The organism is Candidatus Halocynthiibacter alkanivorans, assembly GCF_003333265.1.
GTDB lineage: Bacteria > Pseudomonadota > Alphaproteobacteria > Rhodobacterales > Rhodobacteraceae > Halocyntiibacter_A > Halocyntiibacter_A alkanivorans.
In genome coordinates this window covers 1-21,303 of record NZ_QOLB01000062.1, presented here as the reverse complement: position 1 = coordinate 21,303, position 21,303 = coordinate 1, and the positions used below count along the sequence as shown (strand labels likewise).

At 59.1% G+C, this 21,303-nt stretch carries 19 protein-coding genes; 7 read left to right on the top strand and 12 right to left on the bottom strand.

The genetic code is table 11. The annotated features are described in order from the left end of the window. Window positions 1-10 precede the first annotated feature (10 nt). On the top strand, window positions 11-1,210 hold the full coding sequence (locus DWA01_RS05805) for a multicopper oxidase domain-containing protein (RefSeq protein ID WP_114284901.1): 1,200 nt from the start codon (window positions 11-13) through the stop codon (window positions 1,208-1,210). A gap of 321 nt (window positions 1,211-1,531) precedes the next feature. On the opposite strand, the gene DWA01_RS05800 is transcribed toward DWA01_RS05805, so the two are convergent. From DWA01_RS05800 to DWA01_RS05755, 10 genes are all read right to left on the bottom strand, one after another. Then, window positions 1,532-2,518 carry a Gfo/Idh/MocA family protein gene (locus tag DWA01_RS05800; RefSeq protein WP_114284900.1) on the bottom strand — a complete coding sequence of 329 codons (987 nt, stop codon included), beginning with the start codon at window positions 2,516-2,518 and terminating at the stop codon, window positions 1,532-1,534. Window positions 2,519-2,897: 379 nt separating this feature from the next. After that, window positions 2,898-3,881, bottom strand: a complete 984-nt coding sequence (locus DWA01_RS05795) for a 2-dehydropantoate 2-reductase (RefSeq protein WP_114284899.1) — start codon at window positions 3,879-3,881, stop codon at window positions 2,898-2,900. Further along, a complete protein-coding gene (locus tag DWA01_RS05790) occupies window positions 3,878-5,395 on the bottom strand; it encodes an acyl--CoA ligase (protein WP_114284898.1) in 1,518 nt (505 codons plus the stop codon). Before DWA01_RS05790 ends, DWA01_RS05795 begins: the two co-directional genes overlap by 4 nt. A 161-nt stretch (window positions 5,396-5,556) precedes the next feature. Then, window positions 5,557-6,246: a fumarylacetoacetate hydrolase family protein gene (locus DWA01_RS05785; protein WP_419186986.1), complete on the bottom strand. Its 690-nt coding sequence runs from the start codon at window positions 6,244-6,246 to the stop codon at window positions 5,557-5,559. Between the two features lie 99 nt (window positions 6,247-6,345). Beyond that, window positions 6,346-7,452 (bottom strand): Ldh family oxidoreductase, encoded by a 1,107-nt coding sequence (locus tag DWA01_RS05780; RefSeq protein ID WP_114284896.1) that lies wholly within the window; start codon window positions 7,450-7,452, stop codon window positions 6,346-6,348. Next, window positions 7,433-8,188: an ABC transporter permease gene (locus DWA01_RS05775; RefSeq protein ID WP_114284895.1), complete on the bottom strand. Its 756-nt coding sequence runs from the start codon at window positions 8,186-8,188 to the stop codon at window positions 7,433-7,435. Before DWA01_RS05775 ends, DWA01_RS05780 begins: the two co-directional genes overlap by 20 nt. 10 nt (window positions 8,189-8,198) lie before the next feature. Continuing rightward, a complete protein-coding gene (locus DWA01_RS05770) occupies window positions 8,199-9,002 on the bottom strand; it encodes an ABC transporter ATP-binding protein (RefSeq protein WP_114284894.1) in 804 nt (267 codons plus the stop codon). 2 nt (window positions 9,003-9,004) lie between these two features. Next, a complete protein-coding gene (locus DWA01_RS05765; protein WP_114284893.1) occupies window positions 9,005-9,817 on the bottom strand; it encodes an ABC transporter permease in 813 nt (270 codons plus the stop codon). 95 nt (window positions 9,818-9,912) lie between these two features. Then, a complete protein-coding gene (locus DWA01_RS05760) occupies window positions 9,913-10,908 on the bottom strand; it encodes an ABC transporter substrate-binding protein (RefSeq protein ID WP_114284892.1) in 996 nt (331 codons plus the stop codon). 62 nt (window positions 10,909-10,970) lie between these two features. Then, window positions 10,971-11,930, bottom strand: a complete 960-nt coding sequence (locus DWA01_RS05755) for a fumarylacetoacetate hydrolase family protein (RefSeq protein WP_114284891.1) — start codon at window positions 11,928-11,930, stop codon at window positions 10,971-10,973. A gap of 220 nt (window positions 11,931-12,150) precedes the next feature. Here DWA01_RS05755 and DWA01_RS05750 point away from each other — a divergent pair, with 220 nt between their 5' ends. The 3 genes from DWA01_RS05750 to DWA01_RS05740 all read left to right on the top strand — a co-directional run bounded on the left by DWA01_RS05750 (window position 12,151) and on the right by DWA01_RS05740 (window position 15,520). Continuing rightward, window positions 12,151-12,834: a FadR/GntR family transcriptional regulator gene (locus DWA01_RS05750; RefSeq protein ID WP_114284945.1), complete on the top strand. Its 684-nt coding sequence runs from the start codon at window positions 12,151-12,153 to the stop codon at window positions 12,832-12,834. Window positions 12,835-13,180: 346 nt separating this feature from the next. Then, window positions 13,181-14,122 carry an aminotransferase class IV gene (locus DWA01_RS05745; RefSeq protein WP_114284890.1) on the top strand — a complete coding sequence of 314 codons (942 nt, stop codon included), beginning with the start codon at window positions 13,181-13,183 and terminating at the stop codon, window positions 14,120-14,122. Window positions 14,123-14,272: 150 nt separating this feature from the next. Then, complete coding sequence (locus DWA01_RS05740) at window positions 14,273-15,520, top strand: MFS transporter (protein ID WP_114284889.1); 1,248 nt, start codon at window positions 14,273-14,275, stop codon at window positions 15,518-15,520. 40 nt (window positions 15,521-15,560) lie between these two features. Here the strand turns inward: DWA01_RS05740 and DWA01_RS05735 are convergent, their stop codons facing one another. Further along, on the bottom strand, window positions 15,561-16,508 hold the full coding sequence (locus DWA01_RS05735; protein WP_114284888.1) for a GlxA family transcriptional regulator: 948 nt from the start codon (window positions 16,506-16,508) through the stop codon (window positions 15,561-15,563). Window positions 16,509-16,585: 77 nt separating this feature from the next. On the opposite strand from DWA01_RS05735, the gene DWA01_RS05730 reads away from it, so the two are divergent. Genes DWA01_RS05730 through DWA01_RS05720 form a run of 3 tightly spaced genes read left to right on the top strand, consistent with a single transcriptional unit; the run spans window position 16,586 to window position 20,585 of the window. After that, window positions 16,586-17,746: an acyl-CoA dehydrogenase family protein gene (locus DWA01_RS05730; protein WP_114284944.1), complete on the top strand. Its 1,161-nt coding sequence runs from the start codon at window positions 16,586-16,588 to the stop codon at window positions 17,744-17,746. A gap of 9 nt (window positions 17,747-17,755) precedes the next feature. Next, window positions 17,756-19,807, top strand: a complete 2,052-nt coding sequence (locus DWA01_RS05725; RefSeq protein ID WP_114284887.1) for an acetate--CoA ligase family protein — start codon at window positions 17,756-17,758, stop codon at window positions 19,805-19,807. Beyond that, window positions 19,800-20,585 (top strand): carnitinyl-CoA dehydratase, encoded by a 786-nt coding sequence (locus DWA01_RS05720; RefSeq protein ID WP_114284886.1) that lies wholly within the window; start codon window positions 19,800-19,802, stop codon window positions 20,583-20,585. Before DWA01_RS05725 ends, DWA01_RS05720 begins: the two co-directional genes overlap by 8 nt. Before the next feature lie 32 nt (window positions 20,586-20,617). Here the strand turns inward: DWA01_RS05720 and DWA01_RS05715 are convergent. Next, on the bottom strand, window positions 20,618-21,303 hold a 686-nt coding region (locus DWA01_RS05715), incomplete at its 5' end, for a GlxA family transcriptional regulator (protein ID WP_114284885.1).

The following is a 21,303-nucleotide window of genomic DNA, read 5'->3' as shown; positions in this document are numbered from 1 at the left end:
AGCATCAGAAATGATCAGATTTTTTGTAATCCTGGGAGTGATTTCGACTGTTGTGGTCGGCTGGCTCACCACCGTTGGGGTTGGGCCCGAAACCCAACTGCCACCTTCTGAAAGCCTGCTGGTCGGGTTCCGGGAAAAAGGCTTTGTGCCTGCCTCTCTGAACCTGGAGGAAAATGAAGCTGCCGAAGAAGGCATCTTTGACGTTCCGGCCATGGACGAAATGATGCTCGAAGCGGCCATGGAGTCCATGGATATGGGCGGCATGGACATGTCTGATGGCGCCGCCCCCATGAAATTGGACGGCGACAGCGGCAGCATGAACATGGCGCCGGACTCCGGCGCGATGAACATGGGCAGCGACAGCGGCTCCATGAACATGGCGGCAGACTCCGGTGCCATGAACATGGGCAGCGACAGCGGAACCATGAACATGGCGGCTGACTCCGGCGCGATGAACATGGGCAGCGACAGCGGATCCATGAACATGGCGGCGGACTCCGGGGCGATGAATATGGGCAGCGACAGTGGCTCCATGAACATGGCGGCAGACTCCGGTGCCATGAACATGGGCAGCGACAGCGGAACCATGAACATGGCGGCAGACTCCGGTGCCATGACTATGGGCAGCGACGGCGGCACCATGAACATGGCGGCTGACTCCGGCGCGATGAACATGGGCAGCGACAGCGGAACCATGAACATGGCGGCAGACTCCGATTCCATGAGCATGGGCGGCGAAAGCAGCGGCATGAACATGGCGATGGGTTCTGAGGCTATGGAGATGGATGACGACGATGATGAAATGGCAGAGCCAGCCGGTGGTCTCCTGATCACCAATGACGGCGCTTTTGACCGTGAAATCAACCTGACCATGACCGAATGGGGTTTTTCCGAGATGACACTCGACGTCAACGTCGGCGAGCGCATCAGGTTCAACGTCAAAAACGGTGGCCAGATCCCGCATGAGTTCATGTTCATGAACATGGCTCTGATGGAAGCGGTCAAATACCGGGCGACCCGGGCGGACTGGAGCCTGTTCGAACACGAAGCCCTGTTTGAACAAGCGCTGGTGCTGCCAGGCGGCGACTTCACTTTCGTTCTGGAAGTGCAGCAGGCCGGCACCTGGATGTTCATGTGCATGCTGCCCTATCACATGCAAATGGGCATGATGGGTCAGATGTCCACACCTGGCATGGCGATGGAAATGTAAGCCTGCTTTTTGAAAACGGATCCGGCTGGGCCTTCTGGCCGGATCACATAAAGAATGAAGATTACGAACTGACACAGCCATTTCTGGTGTCACGACAAGACTTTCAGGTCAGATCGAGCACGCAGCTCTCTGCCACATTTACTCCAATCTCCAACTGCGCATGTCGACCCGGCGTTACGCCGCAATCGCGACGCCGGAAAAACGACATATGAAAAACGACATATGAAACCCGGCACTTGAAACGCGCCCCCTGCATCCTGGTGCCGGTCCAACTCAGGCGGCGTCCTGCAAGGCCGCCCTCCGCTCAGTGCGCGCGGCAGCTCAGCTGAGGCAGAGCGCTTCCCACTCGGTCAGAAACGCCATTATTTCCAGAGAGTCCTTTAGCCGCGGCGACGGCCGTTCCGCCTCAAGACGCCCCTGTGCCAGGCACGCCTCTACCATCCGGACCTGGTGGTAGAACGCGTCATACTCGCTCTCAACAAAGATGTCCTCAATCGCTCCCTCATAGGGGCACCATTGCAAGTGATTGCGCCCGGCAACCGGCAGCCACGGGTTGCTTACAAAGCGCAGAACGCCGTTGTCGCCGGAAATCGAAAATGCATGCGCCATGCCATAGCTGTCTGTGGACTGCAGGCTGGCCAAAACCCCGTTGTCAAACCGCACGGTCACAGCGGCATCACAGACGGTGCCGTCATGGGGCGATACATTGCCGGAGCCGCTCAGCTGCCCGGTTGAAAACATATCCTCGCCGCACATGGCCTGCACCACCAGATGCATAAGAGACACCGGATAACAGCCCAGGTTATACAGAGTGCCCCTGCCGGCCGGATTGGCAAACTGCCAGATGTCAGCCGCATAAAATCCGTTTACCGCCCGCAAGTCCCCCAGCCGCCCGTCGCCCAGGATCTCAAGCAACCTGCGGTACAACGGATGCGCCAGATACATAATCCCTTCGACAAAGAACGTGCCGTTCTTTTGCACCGCGTCTACCAGCGCATGCGCCTGCTCCATGGTGACCGACAGCGACTTTTCCGACAAAACCGCCTTGCCGTGCTCTGCAGCGTCCATCGTCACCGTATGATGCACGTGGTTGGGCAGACCGATATAAATCACATCAATTTCAGGGTCTTGCAGCAGCGACTGATATCCGGTCGCCTGGTTGGCGATGCCATATTGTTGCTGGAAACTGTCCAGCGCCTCCGCATTTCTGCCAGCAATTGTTTTGACTTCAGAGCCATCGCTCTGCTGAATGGCCTGTACGACAGCATTGGATATGAAGCCAGTGCCCAGAATTCCCCAACGCAGCATGTAACCCCTCCAAAACCTTATCGTCAGATCAGTAGGGATCTGACAGCCCTGGTGCAATGCAAACTGGTGTGGCACGCAAATATTACGCTGTGTCCGCAAAGGAATTTGGTCAGAATTACCGCGCAAATCTGATCTTGAATTTATTTGGCCCGGCACCGCCGGGCCGCGCCTGACCTTCCCCACGGGAAGGCGCTTCGCACCTCCCCAAGGTCAGACGCGGCCTCGTATCGAAACATTGTTTGGGTCACTAAGTCTTCTGGGACCAATTGTGGACATGCCCAGGTATTATACCTCGAAGTACAGCGCTGCTTTCACGCCCTGCCGCGAGTATGGCGCCTGCGCCCAGAACAGTGAGCCGCCTGGCACCAAACGCCACCGCTCAGCCCTGATAACATCCCGCCAGCCGGGCTTTTTGCTGCACCAGCCCAAGCACGGTGTCCAGCGTGGGTGTCGCCACCCCAGCCATGCGCCCCAATTCCTGCACCGCCGTGACCAACGCGTCGATCTCCATCGGCCGGCCCTGATCCAGATCCTGCAACATGCTGGTACGATGGGCGCCAACGGCGGCGGCGCCAGCAATGCGTTTGTCGATATTGACCGCAAAGCGCGCCCCAAGAGTTTCACCAACCGCCTGCACTTCTTCCATAATTCCGCGCAGGATCGAAAGTGTCGCCGGGTCGCTGGTCATCTGCTCAAGCGTCGCGCCGGTCAAGGCGCTGATCGGATTCAGCGAGGCATTGCCCCAAATTTTTATCCAGATTTCATCACGCAATCGCGGCCTTACCGGGGCTTTCAATCCCGCCGCAGTCATCAGCTGCGAGAGCGCCAGTACCCTCTCACTACGGGACCCGTCGGGCTCCCCCAGTGAAAATCGGTTGCCCGAACGGTGCTCGACAACCCCGGGCGCGGTGATTTCAGCCGCCGGATGCACCACACAGCCAATCGCACGCTCCGGTCCGATACCACTCCAAAGCACGCCACCGGGATCAACCGTTTCAAGCTGCCGCCCCGCCCATTCGCCCTCAAGGCCGTGGAAATACCACCAGGGCACGCCGTTTACGGCAAACACCACCGCAGTGTCCGGCCCCAGAAGATGCTGAATGGGCTCAACAATCATCGGCAAAGAATGCGCCTTCAACGTCACGATGACAAAATCCTGCACCCCCAGCTCGGCGGGGTTGTCGGTCGCGGTCACCTGATGGGTGCTGCGTTCATCGCCCTCAACCAGCGTCAGCCCATTGTCCCGGATCGCCTTTAAGTGCGGCCCGCGCGCGATCAGCGAGACGCCCGCCTCTGCCTGTGCCAGTTTGGCCCCCAGATAGCCGCCAATCGCGCCGGCGCCATAGATACAGACTTTGCTCATTCGCAAAGCCCCAGTTTCTGCGCCAACCCGATCCGCTGCAGCTTGCCGGTGGCACCCTTTGGGATCTCATCGCGGATGAAAATCTTTGACGGCACTTTGAACGCCGCCAGGCTCTGCGCCGCGAATGCGCGCAACTCGGACACCTCTGCCGACTGGCCCTCTTTGAAGACCACCACCGCCGCAACGGTTTCGCCCAGTTTGTCATGGGGCAGCGCAAAGGTCACGATCTGCGCAATCGCCGCATGCGCCTGCAACACGTCATCCACCTCGCGCGGTGCGATTTTTTCGCCACCCCGGTTGATGATTTCTTTCAGCCGGCCGGAGATTGTCAGATAACCCTCGCTGTCCAGCACGCCCAGATCCCCAGTGCGGAACCAGCCATTGCTGAAGGCCGTCGCATTGGCCTCCGGGTTGTTTTCATAGGCGCTGAACACATTGTCACCACGAATGACGATCTCACCGTTTTCACCGCGCCCCAGCACGGCGCCAGCCGGGTCCATAATCGCGATTTCCGGCCCGGCTGCCTGGCCAACGGATCCGGCTTTGCGCGCCGCAGGGGGCAGTGGATTTGACGCCATCAGATGGCAGGCCTCGGTCATGCCATAGGCCTCAATCACCGGGCAGTCAAAGACCTGCTCCAGCTCGGCCATCACCGGCGGTGGCAGCGACGAGGAGGATGAGCGGATAAAGCGCAGCCGCGCGAATTTCACCGCGTCCTTGTTGCGTGAGGCGCGCGCCAGAATTGCCTGATGCATGGTTGGCACCGCTGTGTACCAGCTCGGGTCAACGGCCTGCAGCCACTGGAAAAACTTCAATGCGTTAAAGCCCGGGGTGCAGACCACGCAGGCGCCCGCCGACATCGTTGCCAGCAGCGATGCGATCAGCCCGTGGATGTGAAACAGCGGCATGATGCTCAGCCCGGTATCCCCGGGAGAAAGTGCAAGCGACGTGCTGACATTGCCCGCTGAAGCCAGCAGGTTGGCGGCACTGAGCGGCACCACTTTGGGCCGTGACGTGGTGCCCGACGTGTGCAGCACCAGCGCTTCATCCGCGCCTTGCGACCAGCCGGCAAGCTCAGGTGTACGCTGCGGACCGAAGCCGGCAAGCTGAAACCAGCCGGCTGCGTCCGTGTCAGCCCAATCAATCTGCACCACCGGAATCTTCAGCGCGGTGGCGGCGGCAACGGCCGCAGACGTGCTGCCCGCCTCGACCAGCAACAGCTTTGCCCCCAGATCCTGCAGGTAATAGGCGAACTCATCCTGCGTATAGGCTGGATTCAACGGCGCGGCAGAGGCACAGGCGGCCACTGAGAGGAACGCAGTGCCCATTTCCGGACCGTTGGGCAATACGATGGCAATCCGGTCCTTGCGCCCGAGCCCCATCCCATTGAGCGCGCTGGCGGTTTGCTCCATCAGCGCGCGCAATGCCCCATAGGTCAGGTGGCCGCGCCCCGGCGCTCCGATCGCCGCAGAAGTCGCGGTCTGGCCGCAAATGATGTCATATATTGAAGCCATATTATGCTTCCCCCGAGTGCTTATTGCCGCGTGTTTATTGCCATTTGCCCTTAATCGTACGCCCTTAACTGTGTTCTCTCAGCCGTATGTTTTAAGTCTTACGCTCCGGCCCTTTTCGAGCGGGAGCGGCGGGGCCCCTGGCGGCCCCGGCCTTTCCCTTATCAGATCACGTCGACACGCAGATCGCCAACACCGGCCACATGCCCGTGCATCTTGTCGCCGCGCTGCACCGGACCTACGCCTGAGGGCGTACCGGTCAGAATGACATCGCCCGCTTTCAGGGTGAACAGGTCCGACAGGTAGGAAATCATTTCCGGGATCTTCCAGAGCAGTTGATTAAGATCACCTTCCTGACGCATCTCACCGTTGATTTTCAACCAAACCGCGCCGCTGTCCGGATGGCCGATCTCAGACGCCGGAACCAGAGCACCACAGGGAGCGGAATGTTCAAACGCCTTACCGATTTCCCAGGGCCGGCCGGCCTTTTTCATCTGCGCCTGCAGGTCGCGCCGGGTCATATCAAGCGACACGCTGTAGCCAAACACACAGTCCAGCGCATCCGCGACCGCAATGTTATTGCCGCCGGATTTCAGCGCCACGGCCATTTCAATTTCATGATGCACATCCTGTGTCATTGCCGGATAAGGAAACCCCTCGCCCTCAACCAGAAGATTGTCCGGGTTCTTCTGAAAGAAAAAGGGCGGCTCTTTGTTGGGATCATGGCCCATTTCAATGGCATGGGCGGCATAGTTGCGCCCGACACAATAGACCCGGTTGACCGGAAACACTTCATCGCTGCCGCGAATAGGAAGCACCGTCTGCTCTTGAGGAGGGAAAATAAATTGCATGATCGTTTTCTTTCAACAGATGACAGGGCGGGCCCGTCAATGGTTATCAGGTCAGTGAGTTGTCAGCTCAGGTCGGAACAGTTCAGATCGGTGCGGGCCCGCTCAGGCCAGCTCCGGTATTTTCAGCTCATGCGCAATTTGCGACAGCGCTTTTACAAGATTGGGGTGCAATGGAATGCCGTTGGCTCTGCGCTCAAGAAGCAGGGCCTGGCGTTCCTGGCCAGGAATGCGTACAGCGCCGCGCCCGGGCAACGGTGTGGACTGCCGCATGGTGGCAAAGATGCCGTCCACCGTGGCTTTGAACGCGTCCACATCGCCAAAAGCTTTGATCGAGATTGCAGCGACAAACTGCCCGGTATTGGTGGCGCTGGTGGTGTCTTTGGAAAAGCTCACCACATCCTTGCCAAACGCCGCCCCGTTCAGAGTGCCGGCAATCAGCCCGATCGCCATTGCCAGACCATAGCCTTTGGCACCGCCAATGGGCAGCATCAGCCCTTCTGACTGACGGTTGGGGTCGGTCAGGGGGTTACCCTCCCGGTCCACCATCCAGCCTTCCGGCATAGTTTCACCACGCTGGGCCAGCACCTTGATCTTGCCCGCCGCCGCAGTGGTGGTCGCCATATCCAGCACAAAAACCGGGGCCTCTCCTGCTGGCACAGCGATCGCCAGCGGGTTGGTGCCCAGCAGCAGATCCATGCCGCCAAATGGCGCCACATGATTGGCGCTACCGACGGCGGCGACGATACCGATCATGTCCTGCTCAGCCACCCGGTTCACATAAAGCGAAGCCGGACCGGCGTGGTTGCCGTTGCGCACCCCGACCCAGCCGACGCCGTTGTCGCGCGCCTTTTCAATCGCCAGATCGGTGGCGCGCAGCATCGCGAGATGCCCCAGGCCGTTGTCTCCGTCCACCACCGCGCTGGCACTGGCTTCACTGGCAAGCGAAAGTTTGGCGACAGTGTTGGTGCCGCCGTCCCGCAACCGGTTGATATACTGGCGCAGGCGGAAACTGCCGTGGGTGTCATAACCCAGCAGGTCGGCCTGCACCATCAACCCGGCCACTGTGGCTGCATCCGCTTCCGGCACCCCCAGCGCTACATAAGCGCTGCGGATGAACCAGGAGATATCAGCTGCGTCATAACGCCGGTGCTCCGGCGTTATGATCTGGTCTGTGCCAGGTTGCGCGGCATCAGCCCCGTGTGTTGGCATAGTATTCAACCTTATTCTCCAGCCAGCCGATGGCCGACGAAAACGTCAGCGCGAAGATGAACAATATGATCGTGAGCGCCCAGAACTGCTCGAACTGGAAATTGTCCGAAAAGGTCCGGAACAGCCGCCCCAGCGCAACCACCGAGACCAGAAGCTGGCCGATGACGATGCCTTTCACCGCACGGATCAAGCCCATACGCACCCCGGCGAGGATCTCGGGCAACGCGGCCCAGAACAGCACCTTAGTGAGCAACTGCCTGCGAGTGGCCCCAAACGAGCGGCCCATTTCAGACATTGACGGCGAGATATGGTTCACCCCGGCATAGGTATCCAGCGCGATAATCCAGGTCGAAAACAGCACCACTGTCACGATGATCGTGGTCTGGCCGAGGCCAAACAACAGCATCAGAATCGGCACCAGCGAGGACAAAGGCGCGCTGGCAAAGATATTCACCCACATGCCCAGCACGCTGTTGGCCATCCTGCTGCTGCCCATGGCAAAGCCGATAAAGATGCCCAGAACTATCGAAATTGCCATGCCGATGACAAAGGCCCGGAACGTCAGCATTGCTGCATCCTGAAAGTCAGCGCGCTGGATCAGTATGAACAGCTCACTGACAACGTCAGAAAACGGCGGCAGGATGAACGCCAGCTCGTACTGGCCGGCAATCTCCCACAGGGCGATCCAGAACAGCAGCGAAAACACCGGCGGAATTTGAAATCCAAAAAGTCTCATTTTCCCATCCTTAATCCAGGTATTTCCGAAGATCGGTCCAGATGTTCTCGACCGCATCCAGATATTTTTTGTCGCGTCGGATGTCGTCGGGGCTCGTATCCCGGCTGATTTCCGGCCGGATGATCGAATGGATCTGCCCGGGGCGCGGCGACAACAGCACGATCTGGTCCGAAACGTAGACCGCCTCCTCGATGGAGTGGGTCACGAAGATCACTGTTTTGTTCTCCGCCGCCAGCAGATGCAGCAGATCTTCCTGAAACTTGCGCCGGTTCTGCTCATCCACCGCAGAAAACGGCTCGTCCATCAGCAAGACATCAGCTTTCACCACCATAGCGCGGGCCAGGCCCACACGCTGACGCATGCCACCGGACAGCTCATGCGGGTATTTGTCTTCAAACCCCGACAGACCCACCTCGTTGATATAATGGCGCGCTTTGTCTTCGCGTTCGGCTTTTGGCACTTTGGCCAGTTCCATGCCAAATGCGACATTGCGCAGCACAGTGGCCCAGGGCAACAGAGCAAAATCCTGGAATACAAAGGCCCGTTCCGGACCCGGCCCATTGACGACCTTGCCATTGATCAGAACTTCGCCGTCAGATGGCTCCAGCAGCCCGGCAATGATCTTGAGCAAGGTGGTTTTGCCGCAGCCACTTGGCCCCAGCAAGGTGGTCATCTGCCCCTTTGGAAAGCTCAGATTGATCTTATCCAGAGCATGAACGGAGCCGTAGAACTTGGAGATATTGCGAACTTCCACAATATTCTCAGGCGTTGCAGAAGCCGGGTTTAGCGGCGCAGCAGTGGCAACATCAGACATTATTAAACCTTCTTCTTCTCTGGTCGGAAATATTTGATTTCCACGGTTTCCAAAAATCCGACCATGACGGCGGAAAAGACGATAATTGTGAACACAGCCGCATACATGTAGTCGTATTCGGCAATGGATCGGTGATAGGAGATCAGATCGCCAATCCCGGTCGGCGTGATCAGCAGTTCGGCAAGAATGACGCCGATGAAGCCGGCAGCCACACCAAGACGCAGACCGGCAAAGATCACCGGCGCGGCATTGGGCACGATCACAATCCAGATTTCCTGCAGACGTGTGCCCTGAAACGAGCGGCACATCTGGATCAGGCTCGGGTTGGCATTGCGCACCGCCTTATAGGTGTTGAGCACGATGATCGGCGCGGCCAGCATGATCACAGCGACGGTCTTGGCGGTAATACCAATGCCGTAAGCGTATGTAATCAGCGGAATAAGCGCTGCAACAGGCGAGGCCTGCAACACAACAAAAATGGGTTCCCACACCCATTGGGACAACCGGTTAAGACCCATACTGACCCCGATGGTAACACCAAAAAAGGCCGAGATAGCGACCCCCATGCCCAGCGGTTTAAGCGTCTCGCCATAGGCATAGATCAGACGGCCGTCGAAGATCATTTCGAACATCGCTGCCATCGTTGAACTGAAAGTGGGAAACGCAATACTGATCGGTATCATCCCGGCGATTTCCCAAACGCCAAACACAATCAGTACGGAAAGGATGCGGTAAAACAAAGTATCTGACATGCCAAACAAGCGATCGGATTTTTCCCCTTTGGCATGTGGAGTGACTGAAGTAGCGGCGAGCATTATTCCTCCTTGGGGCAAATTAGCTGCCCGTTAAACCCGCGTCTGCTCATGGCGTTATGCCGTGCAGACGCGGGTCCTTCGTGAGTTGGGACGTTTTACATCGTGCCCAGTTTTTTGACCGCAGCCTCGACAGGTGCGAGGTACCAGTAATCTTCAACTTCCAGATCTTCGGCAACGCCATCAAGCGAGCCCGAGCTGGTGAAGAAGGTGAAATCTTCCACAACAGAGGACGCGTTGCCACCGTTGCTTGGATACAGGTCAATGCTCACACCCTGTGTGAAGGCCGGAACCAGCTCATCTACTTCAATCTGCTCAATGTCGGGCAGAACGTTGTATTTCGCACGCAGTGTTGCGACCGCGCTCGGATCCATATTGATTTCACGCCAGGTTTTGATCAGCTCTTCCACCAGGATCGACACGGCTTTCTGCTCGGTTTCCAACCAGTCGCGGTTGGCGTAAAGCGCTTCATCCGTGGCGGTGATTTCCGGCAGTGGCAGGAATACAAATTTGCCAGGAGCTTCACGCTCCAGCAGACGGCTGCGCTCGTAATCTACGATAGAAACGTCGATCCGTCCCTGAAGCAGCGCACCGGCACGTACACCCGATCCGGGCACATAGCTGACCGAATTATAGGTGACGCCATTTTCCTTGGCCATCAGTTTCATAATCGCTTCAGTGCCGGAACCACGTCCGTGTACCGCAACATCAGCGCCCTGAAGGTCATTCCAGGTCTGATATTTTTCACCGTTTACAACCGGATAGAACCGCAGCATCGACAGCTGATAGAACATCCGGATCGGCGCGTTTACTTTTTGGATCAGTGCATATGGTGTGCCGACACCGATATCTGCCTGGCCGCTGACAATGGCCTGTGCGGCCAGATCCTCAGATTGCAGATAGGATACTTCAACTTTGACACCGCGCTCTTCGGCCCGGGCGACTGCGATCATAAAATTGACCATCTCACCGCCGGGAATGTCCCCGAAGGCCACGCGCATCGTGCCATTTTCCTGTGCAGCAACTGGCATCGCCGCGAGGATAAGAACCCCGGCAACTGCTGCGGCCGTTTTTAACTTGGTTAAGCCTAACATTTCGTTCTCCCTAAATTTTATTCTTATTAGTGATCGTAATGCGTTCGCCCGGTTTACTCCCTTCAGACTACAGCGGCAGACAGTGCCATTTCGCGTACAACATTGGACAGTTTGCCAATGCCTTCGATCTCACAGGTCACCACGTCGCCGTCCTGCAGATAACAGGGCGGTTGCATCGCGTAGCCGACGCCCTTGGGCGTGCCGGTGGCCAAAAGGTCTCCGGGTTCCAGGGTCAGGCCTTGTGACAGTGATTCCAAAAGCGTTGGGATGGAAAAAATCATGTTTTCTGTGGTGTCATCCTGGCGGGTCACACCATTCACGCTCAGGCGGATGCGCAGGTTCGCGCCAGTGCCCAGCTCATCAATTGTTACGATCTGCGGCCCCATCGGACAGGTTGTATCCAACCCTTTGCCCTTGAGGTACTGGCCGCCGTGGGCCCGTTGCAGATCCCGCGCGGTCACATCGTTGATGATGGTGAACCCAAAGATATGATCCAGCGCATCGGCCGCGCGGATATTGCGCCCCGCTTTGCCAATCACAACGCCAAGCTCGACCTCGTAATCCATTTTGTCTGATACCAGCGGGTCAAGCAGAACACTGTCGCCCGGCCCAATCACCGCGGTCGGCGGCTTGGTGAAAAACACCGGCAGCTTTGGCGCAACGTCGGCCTTAGCCTGAGCCCGGTTGGCTTCCGAAACATGTGCCCGGTAATTGCTGCCGACACAGAACACGTTTTTCAACGGCCGCGGTATAGGCGCAACGATCGTCACATCTTTAACCGCGACGATCGCCGCCGGAAGACCGCCATCTCTGGCAGTCGACAGAAGTTCCCGGCACGCGGTCAGCATATCGCTCCCCCCTGCGATCACCGCAAGCAGATCTTTGGGTGCAGGCCTGGCTGTATCAGCAGAGCCTGTGCGCGCCGCCATCGCAAATGCCAGTTTCAGATTCAACAGGCTGAATTCATCAATGACCAGCCCCGGCCAGTGCTGTTGATCCGAACTAAAGGTCACAAACCGCATCTTACCCCCCTGGGGATTTCCCAAAATCAAACCAGGGACCATGCGGACAGACCTGCATCCGCCAACGCGTCACCTGATGTACAAGGCTGTAACCAATACTGCATTGGTTACACCCAAATCTTCGAAGTAATTTCGCAATTACTGTTGTATTCATCGATTAAATATGAACAGCTTAACCAATAGAAGCCCCTAATTTTACCCAATTTGAGAAATGGTCAGCATGAGTTCCCCGGAAATCTCCACCCCGTCCGCCCTCGAATCTCTGCGCGATTTTCTGGCGGATCAGAAACTGGCGCTGAACGCCCGACTGCCTGCGGAACGTCAGCTCTGTTCTGAACTGGGCCTGTCGCGCGGCAAGCTGCGCAAGGCGCTGGCCCTGCTGGAAGCGGAAGGACAGATCTGGCGTCATGTCGGCCGCGGCACTTTCATCGGCCCCAGACCGGTGATCAATCTCAACGATGTGGAATACCTGAGCGAGCAATCACGCCCCACTGAGGTGATGGAAGCGCGTATGGCGATTGAGCCGCAGCTGGCCAAACTGGCTGCCGTGCATGGCACCGCCTCCAACTTTGCCGAAATGCGGCGCTGTCAAAAACGCTGCCACTCCGCGCGGGAGTGGCGTGTCTATGAGGCCTGGGACAATAATTTCCACCAGGCCATTGCCACCGCCACCTGCAACAAGCTGTTGATCAGCCTGTTTGATACGCTGAATATTGTGCGCCGCTCCACTGTCTGGGGCCAGTTGCGGTCCACTCAACTGCCGCCGGCGGATCACGGAAGTTTTGCCGAACACGAAGCCATCTATGAGGCGATCGTCGGCCGCAACCCGGACCTGGCCGCAGATCACATGCGCAGCCATCTGAAATCCGTACGCGACCGGACATTCTCTGCGATGGAGAACTGACACACCTTTCGGAATGTTGACGCCAGACGCGAAAATACCAGCCAATTAACCAGCACCGCTGCCCCCGCCTCCGGGACCACACCCTGAATCCAGCAACCTGGGACCAGGGCAAAAGGACAATTTGAACGCGCAGCAATGCCTGAATTTCAGATCTGTCGACACCCTTCCCCGGTTCCGTTTCAGACCTCTGTCCAAACTTCACCGCTAAAATGTTGACATCCGGGGCGCTCTGGCATCCTGTTTCGTTATCGGTGGCCGTCCGTCCCGCACCTGCCGGGGCAAGCCGCTGACCGCCAGTCACACACTGGCCGCTGAAACACCAAGACCACGCGACTGGACCCGAGTCATGCGCAAATTCCCCGAACTCTCCCCCCGCTATATCGACCCGCACCCCAGCCCCAAGGGTACTGCCTATACGGATGGCCAGTATCTGCCGGTGTCAGAGGCAAAAATCTCGGTGCTGGATTATGGTTTTCTGCATTCCGACGCGACTTATGACGTGGTGCATGTCTGGAAAGGCGCGTTTTTCAGGCTCGATGCCCATATCGACCGTTTTTTCCAGGGGCTGGAAAAATTGCACATGTCGATCCCCTACAACAAAGAGCAGGTGGCAGAGATTCTCCACAACGTCGTGGCGCTGTCCGGGCTTGAAAACGCCTATGTTGAATTCATCTGCACCCGTGGCAACGCACCCGATTTCAGCAGAGACCCCCGCAATGCGATCAACCGGTTCATTGCTTTTGCAATCCCCTTCGGCTCTGTAGCCAACCCGGAACAACTGGAACGCGGCCTGCATATTGCTATTACAGATGTGGTCCGCATCCCGCCGCCCTCTGTCGACCCGACCATCAAGAACTACCATTGGCTTGATCTGGTGCGCGGGCTTTATGACGCTTATGAGCGCGGCGCGGAAACGGCACTTCTGCTCGACAGCGAGGGCAATATCGCCGAAGGCCCCGGGTTCAACATCTTCATCATCAAAGACGGTGCCATCGCCACACCGGACCACGGCATCCTCCAGGGCATCACCCGCCAGACCATTTTTGACCTGTGCCAGCAGCTGCAGCTGACATGTACTGCGCGGCGCATTACCCCGGTTGAACTGGAAAACGCGGATGAAGTGTTCATCACCTCGACCGCGGGCGGTGTTATGCCCGTCACCAAGGCGAACGGAAATGCCATAGGTTCCGGAATTCCGGGGCCGGTATCGCAGCGGATCAAAGACCTGTACTGGGCGATGCATGACAGTGACGCGTGGCGCTCGCCGGTCACCTATCCGGACCACTGACCTGGTGCTCTTCGCAAAATCACAGCCGGGACACCGCAGTTCAACTGCGAACCGGCTGTGGCCACAAAAACGCCGCTGTCCCGAAAACGACCTCAAAACGTCGTGTAACCGCAAGCCAGCCTCTCACCGCCAGGCATTGTAGGCACTATTATGCGCATGATCATCTCGTTCTCCGCCCTGTTCCTGTCCGTCATCCTGCTGCAGCTGTCTTCAGGTGGCGTTGGCCCGCTGGATGCGCTTTCCGGCATCGCGCTGAATTTCACCACCGCACAGATCGGTCTGCTCGGTTCCGCCCATTTCCTTGGCTTCTTTATCGGATGCTGGTGGGCACCGCGCCTGATGGGCTCTGTCGGCCATTCCCGCGCGTTTGCCGCTTTTACCGCCGCCGGAGCCATCGGTCTTCTGGCGCATTTCCTGGTTATCGACGCCTGGGCCTGGGCGGTGATGCGCATTGCCACCGGCCTGTCTGTCGCCGGCTGTTATACGGTGATTGAATCCTGGCTGCAGGGCAAGGTCACCAATGAATCCCGCGGCCGCGCCATGGGCACCTACCGCATTGTCGACATGGGCGCCTCGCTGGCAGCGCAGATGGTGATCAGCGTTCTGGAGCCGGCGTCCTATGTCTCCTACAACATTCTGGCCCTGTTATGCTGTGCTGCGATCCTGCCGCTGACGCTGACCAAGGTCACCCAGCCCATCACACCGTCTGCACCGCGCCTGCGCCCGATGCTGGCAGTGACCCGCTCGCCGCTCGCCGCCGCCGGTGTTGTGGTGGCGGCACTGTCCTCGGCCAGTTTTCGTATGGTGGGGCCGGTCTATGGCCAGGAGGTCGGGCTTGAAACCAACCAGATCGCCTATTTTCTCGCCGCCTTTGTGCTGGGCGGGGCGCTGGCCCAATATCCGGCCGGCTGGCTTGCCGACAAATTCGACCGGCGCTGGGTTTTGATCTGGCTGTCGATCGCCGCCATTTTCAGCAGCGGCACAACCATTCTGGTTGGCAGCAGCACCACAGCTCTGGTGATGCTGAATGCCGGCTTTTTTGGTTTTACCACCTTCCCGATTTACTCGGTCGCCACTGCCCATGCCCATGATTTTGCCAGCAATGATGAACGTGTGGAACTGTCTGCCGCGCTGATGTTCTTTTATGCGCTTGGCGCCATCGGCGCGCCGTTCCTGGCCTCAAATCTGATCGAAGGCTATGGCCCGGACGCGCTGTTTATAATGATCGCTGCCGGACACCTGGTGCTGATTGGCTTTGGCCTCAACCGGATGCGGGCGCGCCCGACCCACGAAAATCGCACGCGGTATATCTATGCTCCGCGCACCTCATTCATCATTGGCCGGCTGATGCGCCGGTCCCGGGTGAAAACCAGCCCGCCGCCAAAAGATGACCCCTGACCCTGGCAGTTTGCTGCCCCCGCCCCCGCAGGTGAAGGCCTTAGTTCTTGCGGTACTCCGTCGGCGGCGCGCCGAATTCTTCGACAAACGCGCGCGTCATAGAACTGGCGCTGACATAACCACAGCGCACAGCGATTTCGGCAATGGAATACCGGGTCTGTTCGGCGTAGCGCCGTGCAGCAAGCAGCCGCAACCGTTTGTACACCCCTTTCGGCGAAGTCCCCAGCCGGGCGCGGAACAGCGCCTCCATCTGACGCTGACTGCAGCCGGTCTGACGCGCAAGATCGGGCATGCTCACCGGCGTTTCAAGATTAACCCGCATCAGCGCCACCGCGCGGTCCACCAGGTCAGACCCGGTGCTGCGCCGCATCGGATCATGGTCACGCCCACTGTCGCCCTGCATAAAAAAGGCTGCAACTTCAAGACGAAGCGCCTCTCCATGGCGCCGCGCGATCAGTTCCAGCACCATATCAAACGCGGTCATCGCGCCGCCACAGGACAGGTGGCGCGCCTCAACAACATAGCGCTCAGAGCTGACATCGACCTTTGGAAACGCTTCCTCGAATTCCACCAGAACATCCCAGTGAATCGTCGCGCGCTGCCCGTCCAGCAGACCCGCATGGGCCAAAAGCCAGCTGCCGGTGTCCAGCCCGGCAAGCCTTTTAAACTTATGGCTGGCCGCGCGCAACGCCGCGCTGGTCTGCGGCGTCGCGTGCCTGCGGTACTCATAACTTGGCTGCACAAACAAACAGCTGCCGCCATCGGCATCCGACAGTTTGCCTTCGGGCAAAACCGGCATCCCGGAGGACGAAGTCACCAGCCCACCCTCAATGGTAAGGAAGCTCCAGCGATAGGCAGGCCGACGCAGCAGTTCATTGGCCGCGCGCAGCGGCTCAACCACATTGGCGAGGCAATGATTTGAAAACCGGTCAAACAGGAGAATGCCGATATTTTCTGTCTGCTCGGAAAATGAGTGCCAATTTCGCATGATGCAAGACTAATTCCGCATGATAGGCAAAGGCAAGCACTGCTCTCTTCAAAACAACACCTATGTTGGAGGATGCAATGCATTTTGGGATGACCGAAGAACAAGAGATGATCGTCTCGACCGTGCGCAGCTTTGTAGAAAATGAAATCTACCCGCATGAAGCGATGGTGGAGCGCACCGGTCAGGTGCCGCAGGAAATCGGCGACGACATCAAACGCAAAGCGATTGATCTGGGCTTTTACGCCTGCAATTTCCCGGAAAGTGTCGGCGGTGCCGGCCTGAGCCATCTGGATTTTGCCCTGGTGGAACGCGAGTTGGGGCGCGGCTCCATGGCGCTCAATCACTTCTTTGGCCGGCCGCAGAATATCCTGATGGCGTGCGAGGGCGAACAGGTTGAAAAATACCTGCTGCCAGCGGTGCGTGGCGAAAAGATGGACGCGCTGGCGATGACTGAACCCGACGCGGGCTCTGATGTGCGCGGCATGAAATGCACCGCCAGACCGGACGGTGACGACTGGGTGGTTAACGGAAGCAAACACTTTATCTCTGGCGCGGAACACGCTGACTTCTTTATAGTATTCGTCGCCACCGGCGTGGATGAAACCCCGCGCGGTCCGAAAAAACGCATCACCACATTCCTGGTAGACCGGGGCACACCCGGCTTTGAAATCCGCGACGGTTACAACTCCGTCAGCCACAAAGGTTACAAAAACTATACGCTGTATTTCGACAATTGCCGCCTGCCCAAAGAACAGATCCTGGGTGAAGTCGACGGCGGTTTTGCGGTGATGAATACCTGGCTCTATGCCACCCGTCTGACCGTGGCCGCGATGTCTGTGGGCCGGGCGCGGCGCTGTTTTGACTTTGCTCTGAACTACGCTGCCGAACGCAAACAATTCGGCCAGCCGATTGGCAAATTTCAGGGCGTCAGCTTTCAGATCGCCGATATGATCACCGAAATTGACGCCGCCGACCTGTTGACCCTGTCCGCCGCCTGGCGTCTCGACAATGACATGCCCGCCAACCGTGAAATCGCCTCCGCCAAACTTTATGCCACCGAAATGCTGGGCCGGGTCACCGACACCACCCTGCAGATCTTTGGCGGCATGGGGCTGATGGATGATTTCCCCATTGAGCGCTTCTGGCGCGACGCGCGGGTGGAACGGATCTGGGACGGCACCTCGGAAATCCAGCGTCATATCATCAGCCGCAACCTGCTGCGGCCTTTGGGAGCCTGATCCGTGGACATGCAAAGCGCCAACAGATTGCAGCGTCTGTTCCGCCCCCGCTCCATCGCTGTGGTTGGTGGCGGGCCCTGGGGGGTGAACGTGATCGATAAATGCCGCGAAATCGGATATCAGGGCGAAATCTGGCCAGTGCACCCGACAAAAGACCAGATCGCCGGGCTCAAAACCTTTGCCAGCGTCGCCGATCTGCCCGGCGCGCCAGACGCGGCCTTTGTCGGTGTTAACCGCAACACGACCATTCAGGTGGTGCGCGATCTGAACGCCATTGGTGCCGGTGGCGCGGTGTGTTTTGCGTCTGGTTTTCTCGAGGCAAAAGAGGAAGACGCTGGCGCTTCAGCGCTGCAGGATCAACTGCTGGACGCCGCCGGGGACATGAAGATCATCGGGCCGAATTGCTACGGCTTTGTGAACTATCTGGACGGCGCTCTGTTGTGGCCCGATCAGCACGGCGGCACCACCACCCAATCGGGTGTCGCCATCGTCACCCAGTCCTCCAACATCGCCATCAACCTGACAATGCAGCAACGCGGTCTGCCAATTGCCTATGTGGTCACCGCCGGCAACCAGGCCCAGACCGGCCTGTCGGAAATCGGCACCGCGCTGTTGCAGGACGACCGTGTCACCGCACTTGGGCTCCATATTGAGGGCATCGACGATCTGCGCGCGTTTGAAGCGCTTGCAGACACCGCGCGCAGCCTGGGTAAACCGATTGTGGCACTGAAGGTGGGAAAATCCAGCCAGGCACAGGTGGCAACCATTTCCCACACCGCCAGCCTCGCCGGCAGCGACGCCGGCGCCACAGCGCTTCTGCGCCGGCTCGGAATCGGTCAGGTCACTTCCATTGCCGCGCTGGTGGAAACGCTGAAACTGCTGCATGTGGCAGGGCCGCTTTCCTCCGCGCGCATCGTGTCGATGTCCTGCTCCGGCGGCGAAGCCAGCCTGATGGCGGACAGCGTTGTCGGCCACAACGTGACTTATCCGCCGCTGAATACGCGGCAAACAACCGACCTGCGCGCTGCACTGGGACCGATGGTGGCGCTCGCCAACCCGCTGGATTACAACACCTACATCTGGGGCGACGAGGCCGCGATGACCGCCACCTTCAGCGCGATGATGGACCCCTCGCTGGCGCTTGGCTGCGTGGTACTGGATTTTCCGCGCGCCGACCGGTGTAATGCGAGGGAATGGGACAAGGTGATCAACGCCGTTGCGGCCACACAAAATGCCCGTGGCGTGCCGATGGCGATCCTGGCCTCCCTGCCCGAAACTATGCCGGAACCCGTGGCGCGGCGGCTTGTCGGCATGGGCATTGCGCCCCTGTCCGGCATAGCAGAATCGATTGAGGCGATTGCTGTCGCGGCGTGGATCGGTCAGACGAGGCCATTGGCCGAACCGGTACTGCTGCCCTGTCCGGTATTGAACACCACAACAATGTCAGAAGCAGACGGCAAAGCGGCGCTGCAAAAATATGGTGTGAACGTGCCCGCATCTGCCCGGGTTACCGGCGCCTCAGCGGCAGGGGAAATCGCGGAAAAGATCGGGTTTCCGGTGGTGCTCAAAGGCGAAGGCATTGCCCATAAAACCGAAGCCGGCGCGGTGGCGCTGAACCTGACGACCGCAGCGGCGGTACGTGCCGCCGCCGCCTCCATGCCCTGCGACAGTTTCCTGATTGAGGAGATGATCACCGGCACGTTGGCGGAACTGCTGGTGGGCGTGGTGCTGGACCCGGCGCATGGCTACGTCTTGACGCTCGCCGCCGGCGGTACACTAACCGAACTGTTGGCAGACTCGGTCTCCCTGATCGTGCCCGCCAGTGCACAAGAGGTCCAGGCCGCGCTCAACAGCCTGAAACTGTCTGCCCTGCTGCACGGCTACCGGGGCGCGCCCGCTGCGGACATGGACGCAATCACCGCCACAATCATGGCGCTGCAGACCTACGTAACCCAGACACAAGGCCGCCTCGCTGAGGCAGAAATCAACCCTTTAATGTGCGGCCCGGACCGCGCGATTGCAGCCGACGTGCTGATCAAAATCGGAGAAAAACATGACTGACACCCCGCTCAAAGTCGAGAAAGACGGCCATATTCTGGAAGTAACACTGCAACGTGGCAAGGCCAACGCCATCGATCTCGCCACCAGCCGGATCATGGGCGATATCTTTCGCGATTTCCGCGATGATCCCGAGCTGCGGGTGGCGATTGTCACCGGGTCTGGCGAAAAATTCTTCTGCCCCGGCTGGGATCTGAAAGCGGCCGCAGACGGGGACGCGGTGGATGGCGATTATGGGGTCGGCGGTTTTGGCGGCCTGCAGGAACTGCGCGGGCTGAACAAACCGGTGATCATGGCGGTGAACGGCATTTGCTGTGGTGGCGGGCTTGAACTGGCGCTCTCCGGCGACATTATCCTGGCCGCGGAACACGCCACATTTGCGCTGCCGGAAATCCGCTCCGGCACCGTGGCGGACGCCGCCTCGATCAAACTGCCCAAACGCATCCCCTATCACATCGCAATGGAGATGCTGTTCACCGGCCGCTGGCTCGACACCGAGGAGGCCGCGCGCTGGGGCCTGATCAACCGGGTGCTGCCCGCCGACAAACTGATGCAGGCGGCGCGCGATCTGGCCACGCAACTGGCATCTGGTCCGCCGCTGGTCTTTGCCGCCATCAAAGAAGTGGTGCGCGAAGCCGAGGGCATGAAGTTCCAGGACGCGATGAACAAAGTCACCCTCAGCCAGCTGGAGACCGTGGAAAAACTCTACACTTCAGAAGACCAGCTGGAAGGCGCCCGCGCCTTTTCCGAGAAACGCGACCCGGTCTGGAAGGGCCGCTAAAGCCGCCGGTTCACTTGCGCCGACAATTCACTTCAACGACGGGCCCCATCGCGCGGCGGAGCCCGTCGTGCAGCGCGCAGATCCCGCACGCTATGGGCAAAATGGGCCTTAAAAGCGCGCGACAGGGTGGAAACCGATGAAAAACCGGTTCGGGCGGCGATCTCAGCCACGCTCAGCCCGGTTTCTTCCGCCAGATTGCGCGCCGCGCTCAGCCGGGTCATCAGGTAATAGCGCGCCGGGCTGAGTCCCAACTCGCGCTGAAACAACCGCTCCAGTGTGCGCAGGGACACCGCCGACGCGCGGGCGATTTCTGCGACCGGAACCGGGTCTTCCACCGTGTCGCGCATCCGCTCCACTGCAAGCTGCAAATGCGGCGCACGCAGCCCCGTTGCCGCGCCCTCCCGCCGCCCGTCCTGCAGCCCGTCCTGCAGCCCGGCCCGCAGCTCAGCCCTTTGGCCACTTTCGGCGTCATAGAGAAACAGGTTGGACACATCAAACGCCAGCGCTTCGCCAAATTCCCGCCGGATCAGATGCAGCATCAGCGCCATCACCGAAGTCGCACCGCCCGTCGTGACCCGGGCACCATCAACCACAAACCGGTCCCGCGACACCGCAACATGCGGGAACTCCTCTTCAAATTCCGCCAGCGTCTGCCAGTGCCACGGTGCACTGGCAGACGCTGGCGGAATTTGAAGAGGAGTTCCCGCATGTTGCGGTG

Coding starts and splice junctions, on each gene's coding strand:
- DWA01_RS05805 (WP_114284901.1), top strand. CDS start 11: ATGATCAGATTTTTTGTAATCCTGGGAGTGATTTCGACTGTTGTGGTC.
- DWA01_RS05800 (WP_114284900.1), bottom strand. CDS start 2,518: ATGCTGCGTTGGGGAATTCTGGGCACTGGCTTCATATCCAATGCTGTC.
- DWA01_RS05795 (WP_114284899.1), bottom strand. CDS start 3,881: ATGAGCAAAGTCTGTATCTATGGCGCCGGCGCGATTGGCGGCTATCTG.
- DWA01_RS05790 (WP_114284898.1), bottom strand. CDS start 5,395: ATGGCTTCAATATATGACATCATTTGCGGCCAGACCGCGACTTCTGCG.
- DWA01_RS05780 (WP_114284896.1), bottom strand. CDS start 7,452: ATGCCAACACACGGGGCTGATGCCGCGCAACCTGGCACAGACCAGATC.
- DWA01_RS05775 (WP_114284895.1), bottom strand. CDS start 8,188: ATGAGACTTTTTGGATTTCAAATTCCGCCGGTGTTTTCGCTGCTGTTC.
- DWA01_RS05770 (WP_114284894.1), bottom strand. CDS start 9,002: ATGTCTGATGTTGCCACTGCTGCGCCGCTAAACCCGGCTTCTGCAACG.
- DWA01_RS05765 (WP_114284893.1), bottom strand. CDS start 9,817: ATGCTCGCCGCTACTTCAGTCACTCCACATGCCAAAGGGGAAAAATCC.
- DWA01_RS05760 (WP_114284892.1), bottom strand. CDS start 10,908: ATGTTAGGCTTAACCAAGTTAAAAACGGCCGCAGCAGTTGCCGGGGTT.
- DWA01_RS05755 (WP_114284891.1), bottom strand. CDS start 11,930: ATGCGGTTTGTGACCTTTAGTTCGGATCAACAGCACTGGCCGGGGCTG.
- DWA01_RS05750 (WP_114284945.1), top strand. CDS start 12,151: ATGAGTTCCCCGGAAATCTCCACCCCGTCCGCCCTCGAATCTCTGCGC.
- DWA01_RS05745 (WP_114284890.1), top strand. CDS start 13,181: ATGCGCAAATTCCCCGAACTCTCCCCCCGCTATATCGACCCGCACCCC.
- DWA01_RS05740 (WP_114284889.1), top strand. CDS start 14,273: ATGCGCATGATCATCTCGTTCTCCGCCCTGTTCCTGTCCGTCATCCTG.
- DWA01_RS05735 (WP_114284888.1), bottom strand. CDS start 16,508: ATGCGAAATTGGCACTCATTTTCCGAGCAGACAGAAAATATCGGCATT.
- DWA01_RS05730 (WP_114284944.1), top strand. CDS start 16,586: ATGCATTTTGGGATGACCGAAGAACAAGAGATGATCGTCTCGACCGTG.
- DWA01_RS05725 (WP_114284887.1), top strand. CDS start 17,756: ATGCAAAGCGCCAACAGATTGCAGCGTCTGTTCCGCCCCCGCTCCATC.
- DWA01_RS05720 (WP_114284886.1), top strand. CDS start 19,800: ATGACTGACACCCCGCTCAAAGTCGAGAAAGACGGCCATATTCTGGAA.